The organism is Methylobacterium crusticola (assembly GCF_003574465.1).
Classification (GTDB): Bacteria; Pseudomonadota; Alphaproteobacteria; order Rhizobiales; family Beijerinckiaceae; genus Methylobacterium; species Methylobacterium crusticola.
On sequence record NZ_QOWC01000019.1, the window covers coordinates 1 to 13,395 of the forward strand.

The following is a 13,395-nucleotide window of genomic DNA, read 5'->3' on the forward strand; positions in this document are numbered from 1 at the left end:
TCGCCTGGACGAGGCCGGCGGCGCCGCGCAGCGCGCCCGGCGCCAAGTCGCGCGCCAGGAAGCGCTCCGGCGCGTAGGGCCCGGGCAGCCGCAGCGCGCCGGTCGCCCCGGCGCCGAAGCCGAAGCGGGCGTAGTAGGGCGCGTCGCCGACGAGCAGCACCGCGGCATGGCCGGCCGCCCCGGCCCGGGCGAGGGCCTCCCGCATCAGCCGCGCGCCGATCCCGAGCCCGTGCAGGGCCGGGTCGACGGCGAGCGGGCCGAGCATCAGGGCGGGGCGGTCCGGGCCGGCGCTGACGTTCCACAGCCGCACGGTGGCGGCGAGGCGCTCCTCGGCCACGGCCACGAGGGCCAGGCCCTCGGCCGGCAGGCGCCCCTCGCGCAGGCGCTCGCAGGTCTTGGCGAAGCGGGCCGCGCCGGAGCAGGCATCGAGCAGGTGCTCGCGGGCGGGGATGTCGGTGCTGCGCTCGTCGCGGATGTGGATCACGGCCGTACCCTCCCGATGCCGATCAGGGGAAAGGACAGCCCTCGCACCCGCCGCGTGGAGCGGCGGGCCGTCCGGGACTCTCGAGGTTGCGGGGTGTCGCGCGGGCGCGCGGGCGGCATCGGTTGAGGAGCGCAACGCCGGGGCCGGCGCTTCGTTCCGGGCCGCGGCCGGGAGTGGCGCGGGCGGCGCGTGGGGGCGCCGCCCGCGCCGGGCGGGTCAGATCACGTAGGATTGCAGCGGGGGGAAGCCGTTGAAGGCCACCGCCGCGTAGGTCGTGGTGTAGGCCCCGGCGCCCTCGATCAGCACCTTGTCCCCGATGGCGAGCGAGATCGGCAGCGGGTAGGGGGTCTTCTCGTAGAGCACGTCGGCCGAGTCGCAGGTCGGGCCGGCGAGCACGCACGGGACCATGCGGTCCTCGTCGTGGTCGGTCCGGATGGCGTAGCGGATCGACTCGTCCATCGTCTCGGCGAGGCCGCCGAACTTGCCGATGTCGAGGTAGACCCACCGCACCTCGTCCTCGGCCTCGGACTTGCGCGAGACGAGCACGACCTCGGCCTCGATGATGCCCGCGTTGCCGACCATGCCGCGGCCCGGCTCGATGATGGTCTCCGGCAGGCGGTTGCCGAAGTGCTTGGTCAGGGCCCGGAAGATGGCGTCGCCGTAGGATTCCACGCCCGGCACCTGCTTGAGGTACTTGGTCGGGAAGCCGCCGCCGAGGTTGACCATCGACAGGCTGATGCCGCGCAGGGCGCACTCGCGGAAGATCATGGAGGCGGAGGCGAGCGCCCCGTCCCAGGCTTCCGTGTTGCCCTGCTGCGAGCCGACGTGGAACGACACGCCGTAGGCGGTGAGCCCGAGCCGGTGGCCGTGCTCCAGCACGTCCACGGCCATCTCGGGCACGCAGCCGAACTTGCGCGACAGGGGCCACTCGGCGCCGGCGCCGTCGCAGAGGATGCGGCAGAACACCTGCACGTCCTCGGCGGCGACCTCCGCCGCCTCGGCGGCCCGGGCGATCTTCTCCACCTCCGCCTCGCAATCGACCGCGAACAGGCGCACGCCGAGCCGGAGGGCGCGGGCGATGCAGCGCTCCTTCTTGATCGTGTTGCCGAAGGAGATGCGGTCGGCGGTGGCGCCGGCCGCGAGGGCCATCTGGATCTCCACCACCGAGGCGGTGTCGAAGCAGGAGCCCATGTCGGCGAGCAGGCGCAGCACCTCGGGGGCCGGGTTCGCCTTGACGGCGTAGAACACCCGGGTGTCCGGCAGGGCGCGGGAGAAGGCGGTGTAGTTGTCGCGCACGATGTCGAGGTCGAGCACCATCACGGGGCCCTCGTCCCGGCCGAGATCACGGCGCGCGCGCAGGAAGTCGCGGATGCGATCGGTCATGCTCAGTCCCACCAAAGGTTCGAGAGGGCTCCCGCGGGAACCCGATGTCGAAGATCAGACGGCGGGTGAGCCGTCCGGCGTCAGGGGGCGATGCGACGCGCTGCGGACGTGCTGTGGAGACACGACGCGCGGCGCGGGCGCAGAGCACCCGGAAGCTGCCTTGGATTGGAACGGGATGGCCCGGTCCGCACACGGGGCAAAGAGAAACAAGCCTCTTCGGTGTCGACCTTTGGAGGGCCGACGAGACCAAAAAAGCCCGTTCGTCGTTGCTTTAAGCTGCGTCCCCCGTGGAGAGCGGGGTTCGCCGGTTTTGCCTCCGGCTGCCGGTTGTTGTCGGGGTCCGGTGTCGCCACCTGGATGCCGGCCGAAGGGCTCCACCCTGTCGACCATCGATCCTTTAAGACCCCTGGCGGCTGTCCGGCCTCTTGTCCGGATGCCCACCAACCGGCACGCGGCCACAGGCACGTGCGAAATTGGGCAAGGCGATACATACGGATCGACCCCCTCTCCCGCAACCCCGCCGACGCGATTTTCCGCAAGAATCCGACGGGGTGGCGCGCGCGCCACGCCGGGGCCGCGCAGGCCCTTCTCAAGCGCCGCCGGACGGGCCATTCAGCGGCTCGCGGCGGGCGGCCCGCCCGCGGCCTCCGGCGGCGCGCCCGGCGCCGGAGGCCGCGTCGCGCCGCCGCCGCGCCATTGGCCTCGCGTTCAGGACGCGGGGCGTACCCGAAAGACGCCATGACGATCGCACCCTCCCGCCGCGGCCTCCTGGCCGGCCTCCTCTCGACCGCCGCGCTGCCGCGCCTGGCGGGCGCCCAGGTCGGGCCGACGCAGCCCGGGCCGAGCGCTCTGCCGCCCCCCGCCGGGAGCCCGCCCCCGGCGGGGGGCCCCGCGCCGCCCCGGTTCCGCTTCGAGGAGGTGGTGCGCCGGGCCCGCGCCCTCTCGGGGGCGCCCTTCGAGGCGGCGGCGCCCGCCCTGCCGGCGCCCCTCGGCGGGCTCGACTACGACGCCTGGCGGGACATCCGCTTCCGGCCCGACAAGGCGCTGCTCGGCGACCAGGACGGGCCGTTCCGGCTCCAGCTCTTCCACCTCGGCTTCCTGTTCACCCGGCCGGTGACCGTGAACGTGGTGCGCGACGGCGTGCCGACCCCGATCCCCTACCAGCCGGCGCTGTTCGATTACGGCCGCACCGCCATCGAGAAGCCGCTGCCGGTCAACCTCGGCTTCGCGGGCTTCCGGCTCCACTACCCCCTGAACAAGCCCGGGCTCCTCGACGAGCTCATCGCCTTCCTGGGCGCGAGCTACTACCGCTTCCTCGGCCGCGACCAGCTCTACGGCCTCTCGGCCCGGGGCCTCGCCGTCAACGTCGAGGGCGCGGGCGGGCCGGAGGAGTTCCCGTTCTTCCGCGAGTTCTGGATCGAGATGCCGCCGAAGGCCGCCGACCGGGCGGTGATCTACGGCCTCCTCGACGGGCCCTCCTGCACCGGCGCGTTCCAGTTCCTGGTCTACCCGGGCGACGAGACCGTGGTCGACGTCAGGGCCTCCCTGCACCCGCGCCGGGACATGGCCGAGGTCGGCATCGCGCCCCTGACCTCGATGTTCTTCATCGGCGAGAACGAGCGCCGCCACCCGGACGATTACCGGCCCGAACTGCACGATTCCGACGGTCTGCTGATGCAGTCGGGCGGCGGCGAGTGGATCTGGCGCCCCCTGCGCAACCCCCGCGAGCGCTGGATCTCGTCCTTCCTCGACCGGGACCCGAAGGGCTTCGGGCTGATGCAGCGCGACCGGGTGTTCGAGGATTACCAGGACCTCGAGGCTTTCTACCACCGCCGCCCGGGCTACTGGGTCGAGCCCCAGGGCGAGTGGGGGGAGGGGGCGGTCCGCCTGGTCGAGCTGCCCACCCAGAACGAGACCCACGACAACGTCGTGGCCTACTGGCAGCCCCGGCAGCCCTACCGGGCCGGCGAGGCGGTGGAGCTGTCCTACAAGGTCAGGGCCCTCGCCGGGACCGAGGACCTGCATCCGGGCGGCCGGGTGGTGAACACCTACGTGGCCCGCACGGCGGCGAGCGGCGGCTCGGGCGAGGCGCTCGACGCCACGACCCGGCGCTTCCTCGTCGACTTCTCGGGCGGCGACCTCGCCTACTGGCTCGCCGACCCGAAGGCCGTCGAGATCGTGCCCTCGACCACGCAGGGCCGCATCACCGCGACCTCGCTGGTGGCGAACCTGCACGTGAAGGGATTCCGCGCCGCCATCGACGTCAAGCTCGACCGGGCGGGCCAGTCGACGGACCTGCGCGCCTTCCTGAGGGCCGGCGGCCGCACGCTCACGGAGACCTGGACCTATCCGTGGACCGCCGCGTGACGGCCGACCGGGACCACCCCGCCGTCACGATCCGGCACGCCCGGCCCGAGGACCTCGACGCCCTGATGGCCCTCGAGGTCGCGGCCTTCGCGAGCGACCGGGCGGAGCGCCGGGCGCTGCGCCACGCCGTCCGCTCGCCGACGATCTCGCTCCTCGTGGCGCTCGACGGGGCGGTGCTGGTCGGCGCCGCCACCATCGAGCGCCGCCGCGGCAGCGCCTGCGCCCGCCTCTCCTCCATCGCGGTGGCGCCGAGCCGGGCCGGCACCGGCCTCGGCCGCGTCCTGCTCGAGGCCGCCGAGCGGGAGGCGCGCGCGAAGGGCTGCGCGTGCCTGCGCCTCGAGGTGCGCGAGGACAACGGCGCCGGCATCCGCCTGTACGAGCGCAGCGGCTACGTGCGGTTCGAGACCGTGGAGGATTACTACGAGGACGGCATGACCGCTTGGCGCTACGAGAAGCGCCTCGGGGCCGGGAATGCGGACGCGCACCGGCCCGCGCCCGGCGCGGCCGCCGGGGACGGCTGAGGCCGGGATCCGGGTGCGAGCGCCCGGGCGCGCCGGCGCCCGGGCCCCGCGGCCGGTCACGGCCCCGGCACCAGGCGGCCCGCGAACGCCAGGGCCATGCAGGCCGCGCCGAGGGCGAATTCCCACGGGCGGATGTCGCCCCCGATGGAGGCGACCACGGCCTGCCCGACCAGGACGATCCCGACGAGGGGCGGCCCGTAGGTGAGGACGCGGCGCACCGGCGTGCGCCACGTCGCCCGGCCGCGGGAAGGCGGCGCCACGGGTGCGCCTCCGCCCGGGGCTCAGCGCCGGGTGTTCGCCGCCGTCTGCCCGAACATGATCGCCTTGGCCTCCTCCGACATCGTCGGCTGCTGGTTGATCGCCTGCGCCCGGGCGTAGGCGGCGCGGGTGGCGGGGCGCTCGGCGACCGCCCCGAACCAGCGCTTCAGGTTCGGGTGCTCGTCGAGGTTCTGGCGCTGGCGCTCGTGGGGCACGATCCACGGGTAGATCGCCATGTCGGCGATGCTGTAGTCGGGCCCCGCCACGAAGGCGCGGTCGGCGAGGCGCCGGTCGAGCACGCCGTAGAGCCGGTTCGTCTCCTTGACGTAGCGGTCGATGGCGTAGGGGATCTGCTCCGGCGCGTACTGCACGAAGTGGTGGTTCTGGCCGGCCATGGGCCCGAGGCCGCCCATCTGCCAGAACAGCCATTGCAGCACCTCGGCCCGGCCGTGGGTGCCGGCCGGGATGAAGCGCCCGGTCTTCTCGGCGAGGTAGAGCAGGATCGCGCCCGACTCGAACAGGGACACGGGCGCGCCCCCGCCCGCGGGCGCGTGGTCGACCATCGCGGGGATGCGGTTGTTCGGGGCGATCCGGAGGAAGTCCGGCTCGAACTGCTCGCCCTTGCCGATGTTGACCGGCTTCAGGGCGTAGGGCAGGCCGGCCTCCTCGAGGAACATCGTCACCTTGTGCCCGTTCGGGGTCGTCCAGTAGTAGAGGTCGATCATCGGCCGCTCCGGGTATCCCGTGGATGGGACGCCGCCGAGGTGGTGCGGCCCGGGTCGGCGGTCAAGCCGCGGCCGGCGCAGGGCGGGTCCGCCGTGGGCAGGCGGCCCGCGCCGCGGCGGACGCCACCCCGTACGAGGCCGAGCGCAGCGGCCGCAACCGCTTCGCGCGCCGCTTGCGCGGTCGCCGGTGGCCGGGCCGGCCTCAGGTGGAAACGCTTCAGCGTTTCGATGCGGCTGCGGGTGTCCGTCGGATGAGGGTTTCGCGTAAGGCGACCCTGCCCGGCTGCCGGGGGGTCGAGCCGGTCCGCGAAATGGTCGGAGAACACCGTCGCCTCGAACACCGCCGCAGCCGACTCGCCCACCGCTTCCATCGACCGCTCCGTCAACTTCCGCCAAGGCAGACGACCGCTTCAGAACTCCCCTCGCTTGTCACCTCTTCCTTCTACCGACTGCCCTGAGGGTAAGATGGAATTTCGTATATAATGATGTTCTATCAGCAGGTGCTCATAAAACTGTCTTCTGCGAGAATGTGGCGCGAAAGACTCGCCGGATATCCTATGTGCAGCCAATCAGGCTAACAACTTTACATCATGATGCTCGACGCAAAAATATATGCCGAGCGGTTCGCGAATGAGGTCTGCCTTGCAAATCCGGATTACAACCTGTTGGCATCGTCGCAAGCCCGTGATATGTTGAGTTTGCATTAACTGGAAAACTCGACGGTAATTGCGTCCTTGCGAATTGGCCGCCAAGTCGGTCTGCGCCACCGCGCCAGGTGCGGCTGGCCGGGCGATGATCCTCTGCGATGCATGCGATGCGGACGGAGAGCGGCGGCCTTACCGCACGCACAGGGAGGCTTCCTGAATGTCGGACGATCAGGCGAATCCCGATACTCTCACGGAAGACGAGCTGGAGTCGGCCCGCGCAGCCAGAGAGGCTCTGGAGTGGCTTCGCGGCGAACACGGCGACGCGGTGGCCGGTGAGGAGGGCGCCGCGGAGGCCCTTCCCCCCGCGGACATCTCGCCCGCGGCCTTCGACCTGATCGTCACCTTCGAGGTGACGAGCCGCGCGCTCTACGAGGATCGGTATCGACGACCAACCTGGCCGGGCGGTGAGTCGGGCGCGACGATCGGGATCGGCTACGACGTCGGCTACGCCCAGGGCCGCCTGGAGCCGGATTGGAGCGGCGTCATCCCGGACCCGATGATCGCCGACCTGAGGCAGGCCCTCGGGGTGACCGGGGATGACGCGCGAGCCCTCGCGGCGCGGCTCGGCACCACGGTGGACGTGCCCTGGGACGCCGCCATCGCGGTGCACCGGACCAAGGTGGTCCCGCGCTGGACGCAGGTCGTCACGCGGGCCCTCCCGCACACGGATCGGATCGGCCCCGACTGCCTCGGGGCCCTCGTCTCGCTGACCTACAACCGTGGCGCGACGTTCCGGAAGGACGGCGATCGCTATCGGGAGATGCGGGCCATCCGCCAGCACATGGAGGCGGCCGAGTTCGATCTCGTCCCGGGCGACATCCGTGCGATGGCGCGGCTATGGCCGAATGTGGCAGGCCTGCGCAAGCGGCGCGAGCGCGAGGCCGCGCTCTTCGAGGCGGGGCTTGCTGCGGCCTGAGGGCCGTCCTCGGCGGGACATCGGACCGGCCCTGCGCGGGACCGTCCAGAACATCAGCACGCAGCACAGCCCGTCGCTCGGGTTCGGCGTGCTCGACGCGGCGGCGTTCGTGGCCGCCGTCTAAGCATCTCCGAGACGAGTCGCGCCGAGCCATCCTGCCCAGGACACGGTGCAGCGGATGCCGACGTTTCGGGACGACGAGGGACACGAGGGCCCCTCGAACAAGGGACCGGGACCGTCCGGTGCAACGCAAGCACACCAGCGGCCCGCGCAGCAGGGAGAGCGAGATGACCGACCAAGCGAGCGGCGACAACGAGGTCGAGGCGGAAGCGGCGGCCGACGAGGCCGAGCAGAGGGCCTTCGATGCCGGCCCGGCGGGACTGGAGCGGAGCGAGGAGGCCGCCGACGCCTCCGAGGTCGAGGCCGCGTTCAAGGCGCACGTCGACGGCCTGGGCCTGAGGTTCTTCACGTTCCGGGAGTTCCTGTTCCTCGGCGGAACGCACTCGACTCCCGGCAGCCGCTGCTTCGGCCTGAACGCGCTGCCGGCCAAGGCGCTGTGGCGCAACCTCGACGCGACCGCCCGGGCCCTCGACGAGTTGCGCAGCCGGCTCAACGCACCGATCCGCCTGAACAGCATCTACCGCAACGAGGCCTACAACCGCTGCCTCTCCGGCACGGCGTCCGAGAGCCAGCACAAGCAGATGCGCGCCATCGACTTCACGGCGGCGGACGGCAGGGGTCCGGGACATTGGAGCGACGTGCTGATCAGGATGCGCGACGTCGAGGGCGTCTTCAGCGGCGGCATCGGCATCTACAACACCTTCGTGCACGTCGACACGCGCGGCCACCGCGCCGACTGGGACATGCGGCACTGATGCAGGGCGGCGCCGTGCGGGGCATGGCCCGCACGGCGCCGGACCCCGTCGCTTCTCGCCCACGCCGTCGTCACGCGCTTCTCGGGGAGGATCACATGCCCCCGCCCTTCGTCCGGTTCACCCCGGCGCAGTTCCGCGCCGCCGTCGCGTCCTTCGCCTGGAAGCCGGCGAAGACCCACATCCATGCACCACACCTGGCGGCCGAACCACGCCCGGTATCGCGGCCTGGCGTCGATCACCGGCATGTACCGGCGCCACACCAAGCACGGCTTCTCGGACATCGCGCAGCACGGGACCATCGCCCCGGACGGCACGGTTTGGACGGGCCGCCCCTGGAACGCCACGCCCGGCAGCGCCAGGGGGCACAACCACCGGGGCATCTTCCTGTTCGAGACCGTCGGCGACGTCGACGCCGGCCGCGACCCCCTGGCGGGCGCGCAGCGCCGGACGGCTGATCCGGCGCCCGCGCCGCCGCGGCCGCCTTCGCGCCAGGCGCCGCTACCAGGTCATGCGGAGGCCACCATACACCGACAGCGGCTGCACCAGCGTGGTGGTACGCGGGTCGTTGAGCGCGTAGCGGCCCGCGAAATTGTCGTCACGCTCGAGGAACGTGCCGAAATTGGCGTAGCGATTGTTGAACAGGTTGGTCACCAGCGCGAACACCTGCACGTTCTGCGTCACCTGGAAGCTCGTGTTCAGGTTCGCGGTGAAGTAGGCCGGCAGCTTGCGGTTGAGGTTCGACTCGTCGCCCCGGAAGTAGGACGACGAGAAAGCCTGCATGTTCATGCCGAATTTCCAGAATGGCGTGATCGCGTACTCGAAGCCAGCCTTGAACTGATGGTCGGGGACCAGCGGCACCTTGTTGCCCGGCCGCACCGTGATCAGTCCGTCGTCGGCGAGCGGGTTGTTGGGTGAGGAGAGCTCCCCGCGAAACTGGAAGGTCGCATCGATCAGGGCGTAGTTGGCGTACAGGCTCAGCCGCTCGGTGACGTACTCGGCCGCCACCTCGATGCCCTGGCGCTGCGTCGCCGGCACGTTCACGTAGTAGCCGCGTGCCGCGTTGCCGGGCACCGCGACCTGGAGAATGTCATTGGTCAGGTCGGTGCGGAACGCGCCGATCTTGTAGTTGAGCAGCCCGCCCTCGTAGAAGTTCGGCACGGAGCCGCGGAAGCCGACCTCGTAGGTGCGTGCCTCGACCTGCTTGAGCGGCGGATCGGCGACGAGCGAGTTGGGAAGCAGGCAGGGCTGGTTGGGATTGGCGCAGGCGAGTTCGAGCGGCGTCGGTGCCCGGTTCGACTCCGAGTAGCCGCCGTAGAGGGTCAGCCAGGGGGTGAACCGGTAGGTGAGGCCGGCGACCGGGTTGATGCGGGTGAAGTAGTGCGTGCCGGTCACGTCGGGCGAGAAGCCGGTGAGGTCCTGCGTGGTGATGCGCGCGAAGTTCAGCCGGGCGCCGGCCGTGAGCGAGAGCCGGTCGGTGACGTCGAAGGTGTCGAGAGCGTACAGGCCCATGTAGAGGTTCGAGCCGATCACCTGGCTCGGCGCGATGCCGAGCGCCGCTGCGGTGCGGATCGGGCCGACGCCCAGGCCCGGGACGTTGCCGTAGGTCGGGTTGAGCGGGTTCGTGGTGATGCTCAGGTCGGGGTTGATGACGCCGAGCGTGCTGGACGACTTGAAGCTGTAGTCGGCCACGTCGATGGTGCCGCCGACGATGAAGGTGTTCGAGTGGTCGAGGATGCGGTCGCGGTTGGTGGCCTGGAGGCTGCCGCCGTAGCCGGTCGCCTCGGTCCTGACCACGTCGATCGTGCCGTAGGGCACCCCGGCACTGAAGGGGACACGCTGGTTCTGCGGGCCGAGGATCAGGAACTGGTTGCGGAAGGCGAGGTCGGTCTGGCCCGGCGCCCGCGTGAAGCCGTCGTCCTCGAAGCAGAGCGAGCCCCGGAAGGAGGAGCGGGTGCTGCAATTCTCGAAGTTGCCGTCGTTGCCGTCGATGTAGGACTGGCTGAAGCGGCGCACGTAGGCGTTGCCCGCCAGGTCCCAGGTCGGCGAGATGTTGATCTTGCCGGTGACCTGGATCTGGCCGACCTCGGTGCTGGTGGTCTGCGGGTAGGTGAAGATCGCGCGCTCGTCGAAGTGGGTGAAGTCGACGGGCGTGGCCGCGGCGGCGCCGAAGAAGGTCTTGGCGCCCGAGGCGATGACGTGGAACTCGGAGTCGAGGGTGCGGTGGCCGATGTCGGCGTAGACGCGGCCGATCTCGGAGGGCGACTGGTAGCGCCAGCCGGCGTCGCGCAGGCCCTCGCCCGCGAAGTAGAAGCTCCAGGGCCCGATCACCTCGCCGTACTGCAGGGTACCGAGGATGCGGCCATCCGAGCCGCCCATCACGGAGACCTCCTTGCCCTGCCAGGTGAAGCCGTTCTTCATCTCGATGTTGACGGCACCTCCGAGCGCGTTGAGGCCGAAGATCGGGTTGCCGGTGACGATGTCGATGCGGTTGATGGCGACCGAGGGGATCAGGTCCCAGTTCACGACATCGCCGAAGGCCTCGTTGATGCGGGTGCCGTTCTGATAGACGGCGAGGCCCTGCGGGGCGCCCTGGAGGGGCGAGGCGTCGAAGCCGCGGTAGGTCAGGGTCTGGCGGAAGCTGTTGCCCTGGCCGTCGGAGAGGCTCACGCCCGGGGTGGTGCGGGCCAGGGTGAAGGTGGGGTCGAGGGTCGGGCGATCCTGCTCGAACTGGCGGGCCGTGACGGTCTCGACGGTGAACGGGACCTTCGACAGCGGCAGCGTGCCGCCGCCCTCGATCCGCGCGCCGGTCTCGGAGCGGGCGATGCCGCCCGCGCCGCCGAGCGGGGTGACGGGCACGACGTCGATGGTCTCGAGGGCGATGGTTCCGTTCTGCGCCCGGGCGCGGCTGGCGAGACCGATGGCAGCGCACGGCACCAGGACGGTGCTGATCAACAACCCGCGACGCAGAGACGACATCGTCCACCCTCACACAGATTTTTCTTAAGGTCTCAAGCAACCATGCTGACCAGGTGAGTTAACGAACATGGCTGTGACGCTGCAATCGACCGCACGATGCAAAATCTCCGCTTCCGCAACCTGACGGTTGATTTTGGGAGATTGTCGCTAAGAGGCCACAATCTCCCAGTTGGAACCCGGGAACTTCCGGCAATCAGGCTGCCATATGTTCCTGGTTTCAACAGCACGATGCTGGGGCTTTTTCCTGGGCACCGGCCACTCCCTCACTGGTCGAGCCGCAAAGCGCATCGGCGAAACCAGCGCCCTCGACGGCCCCAATGGGACAAGGGCGCTCGCGCCCTCAGCGCCGACGCAGCGCGGCAGCCGTATTCCCGGCGATCCACCCGGCGACCGGGATCTCGTCCAAGGGGCGTTCGCCGAGCAGTTCGCGTGCGACAAGGGCGAACCCGATCCACGCCTCATCCTCGACCTGATCCTGGGCGGCCTTCGCCGTCCAGGCCAGCAGTTCCGCCCATCGCGCACGGCGCAGCGGCAGAACCTGCTGCAGCACCGCCTCCCGTTGCTGCCTCTTGTCCCTCACAGAGCCGATTGCGGCGTGCGCCGCCTCGTCCTGCTCAAACCAGGATTGCAGGAAGGCGTAGGCCTTCGGCCAACGCTTCGATGCGGCCAGAGCCGCCGCCGCCGCCGCCGGCGCGGACCGGTGCTCGTCGGGCACCGCGTCGAGAAGCTGCGCAATGAGCGTCGCGGCATCCAGGCGTTCGGGCCGGACCTGCGTCAGGCCGACGGCTTCGAGGACCTGCACGAGGCCGAAGGGTGGCGGCTCGTTGCGGTCGAGACCGACGGCCAGCCCGTGCGCCACGGCGACCTCGACGATCTCGGGCGAGCCGTCGAAGGCGTCCAGCTGCTGCCCGACCTCGGTGAGCAATTGATCGACCTCTCGCCGGCCGAGGTCCTCACGGACCCAGGCGTCCCGCACGCCGAAGCCGTGCTTCACGAGAAGCGCCGCGAGGGCGAGCTTGCGACCCCGCTTGAGGAGAACGAAGAAGCTCTGCGCGCCCGCGCCGTCGCAGCCCGAGGCGATCACCGCGTTGATCTGCACGGCGGGCTTGGCGACGGCCGGTTCGCCGCGCTGACGGCAGGTTCGCACGGCGGCGTCGAGGCTCGCCTGAACCGCCTCCGGCAGCCATGGCCGCATCAGCACCATGCGGTCGGCGCACGCTGCCGAAACGAGCCCGCGCGCCGCGGACGCGGCGAGGTCCTGCGCGACCTGCCGGCGCACGGCCGGGTCCGGGTCGAGAAGCCAGCCGAGGGCAGCCGCACGGATGGCAGGCACGTCCGAGGTGATGAACGAGCCGACGATCACGGCCCGCTGCTCGCCCGGGAAGGCGGCCACCTGCTCGGAGAGCTGCTCGTGGATGAGGAATGGATCCTGGTCCGATGCGGCTGCCATGGCGGCGTAGTGCGCGGCGATGTCCTCGGCCTGGACCGGTCCCCCGCGTGCTGCCGCCTGCTCCGCCCCGGTTGCGGTGAGCGCGCGCAAGTCTTCACCGAAATCGAGCTTGGCGAGCGCGAATTGCCGGGCGAGCGCCATCAACAGTTCGGGCGAAGTCCGCCCAGCCTCGGCCGCCGCGACAAGGTTGCGCCTGACATCGGCGACGAGTGCAGCGGCTGGACCTTGGGCGTCGGCCTCAAGCGCCATGCGAGCCTCCGCGAGTGCCTGCCCGAGCATGAGGAGGAGTGCGTCACACAGGCGCTCGCTGGGGCGCTTCTTGCGCGTCTCGGCCAGGAGCAGGTCGAGGAGGAGCAGGACCGCATCGGGGCTCTCGGACAGGGCCGAGCCGACGGTTTGCAGGCCCGGGCTCACCCGTCCTCGGGAGAGGTCGCTCGCGACCAGCCTGGCCAGCCGAAGCAGGGCGGCACGGGGCGTGGTCAGCGCCCCGGGCATTGGACGGAACATTTCGGCGGCATGGACTGCCTGCTCCGGGCGCAGGAGCCGCACGAGCGGATCCGGCAGCCACCCTGACCGGGCTGACGCCGATCGTTAAGCCCTGGGGCCTTCCTGGCGCTCGGCCGTCGACCGGGCACGCGACCCTGGCGCGGGTTGATTGCGGCCACCCTCGTCCTCTCCCGGTTGCCTCGGCGGTGGCGACGCGCACGAGGATACCGCACGCGGCGCCCAGGAT

The 13,395-nt window shown here is 71.0% G+C and carries 12 protein-coding genes; 5 read left to right on the top strand and 7 right to left on the bottom strand.

Annotated features, from left to right (window positions below):
• The coding region (locus DT057_RS12295) for a GNAT family N-acetyltransferase (RefSeq protein WP_162501386.1) at positions 1-484 on the bottom strand (484 nt) is incomplete at its 3' end.
• A 216-nt stretch (positions 485-700) separates the two neighbouring features.
• Positions 701-1,867 (bottom strand): type III PLP-dependent enzyme, encoded by a 1,167-nt coding sequence (locus DT057_RS12300; protein ID WP_128562397.1) that lies wholly within the window; start codon positions 1,865-1,867, stop codon positions 701-703.
• A gap of 738 nt (positions 1,868-2,605) precedes the next feature.
• Here DT057_RS12300 and DT057_RS12305 point away from each other — a divergent pair.
• The gene (locus tag DT057_RS12305; protein ID WP_128562398.1) at positions 2,606-4,234 is read left to right on the top strand and encodes an OpgD/OpgG family glucan biosynthesis protein; all 1,629 of its coding nucleotides are present in this window, start codon (positions 2,606-2,608) and stop codon (positions 4,232-4,234) included.
• Positions 4,219-4,755 carry a GNAT family N-acetyltransferase gene (locus DT057_RS12310; protein ID WP_238314057.1) on the top strand — a complete coding sequence of 179 codons (537 nt, stop codon included), beginning with the start codon at positions 4,219-4,221 and terminating at the stop codon, positions 4,753-4,755. The genes DT057_RS12305 and DT057_RS12310 overlap by 16 nt, the downstream gene beginning before the upstream one ends.
• A 56-nt stretch (positions 4,756-4,811) precedes the next feature.
• Here DT057_RS12310 and DT057_RS12315 read toward each other — a convergent pair whose 3' ends face one another.
• The 3 genes from DT057_RS12315 to DT057_RS12325 are packed head-to-tail and all read right to left on the bottom strand — an operon-like array spanning position 4,812 to position 6,109.
• Positions 4,812-5,015 (bottom strand): hypothetical protein, encoded by a 204-nt coding sequence (locus DT057_RS12315; RefSeq protein WP_128562399.1) that lies wholly within the window; start codon positions 5,013-5,015, stop codon positions 4,812-4,814.
• 21 nt (positions 5,016-5,036) lie between these two features.
• A complete protein-coding gene (locus DT057_RS12320; protein WP_128562400.1) occupies positions 5,037-5,738 on the bottom strand; it encodes a glutathione binding-like protein in 702 nt (233 codons plus the stop codon).
• Positions 5,735-6,109, bottom strand: coding sequence for a hypothetical protein (locus DT057_RS12325; RefSeq protein ID WP_128562401.1), 375 nt, complete (start codon positions 6,107-6,109; stop codon positions 5,735-5,737). Before DT057_RS12325 ends, DT057_RS12320 begins: the two co-directional genes overlap by 4 nt.
• A 493-nt stretch (positions 6,110-6,602) precedes the next feature.
• Here DT057_RS12325 and DT057_RS12330 point away from each other — a divergent pair, with 493 nt between their 5' ends.
• From DT057_RS12330 to DT057_RS12335, 3 genes are all read left to right on the top strand, one after another.
• A complete protein-coding gene (locus tag DT057_RS12330) occupies positions 6,603-7,361 on the top strand; it encodes a lysozyme family protein (RefSeq protein WP_203236256.1) in 759 nt (252 codons plus the stop codon).
• On the top strand, positions 7,348-7,485 hold the full coding sequence (locus DT057_RS36125) for a hypothetical protein (RefSeq protein WP_203236257.1): 138 nt from the start codon (positions 7,348-7,350) through the stop codon (positions 7,483-7,485). Before DT057_RS12330 ends, DT057_RS36125 begins: the two co-directional genes overlap by 14 nt.
• 163 nt (positions 7,486-7,648) lie before the next feature.
• The gene (locus DT057_RS12335) at positions 7,649-8,236 is read left to right on the top strand and encodes a D-Ala-D-Ala carboxypeptidase family metallohydrolase (protein ID WP_128562402.1); all 588 of its coding nucleotides are present in this window, start codon (positions 7,649-7,651) and stop codon (positions 8,234-8,236) included.
• A gap of 498 nt (positions 8,237-8,734) precedes the next feature.
• Here DT057_RS12335 and DT057_RS12340 read toward each other — a convergent pair whose 3' ends face one another.
• On the bottom strand, positions 8,735-11,212 hold the full coding sequence (locus DT057_RS12340) for a TonB-dependent receptor (RefSeq protein WP_128562403.1): 2,478 nt from the start codon (positions 11,210-11,212) through the stop codon (positions 8,735-8,737).
• Positions 11,213-11,552: 340 nt separating this feature from the next.
• Positions 11,553-13,211 carry a hypothetical protein gene (locus DT057_RS12345; protein ID WP_128562404.1) on the bottom strand — a complete coding sequence of 553 codons (1,659 nt, stop codon included), beginning with the start codon at positions 13,209-13,211 and terminating at the stop codon, positions 11,553-11,555.
• Between the last annotated feature and the right edge of the window lie 184 nt (positions 13,212-13,395).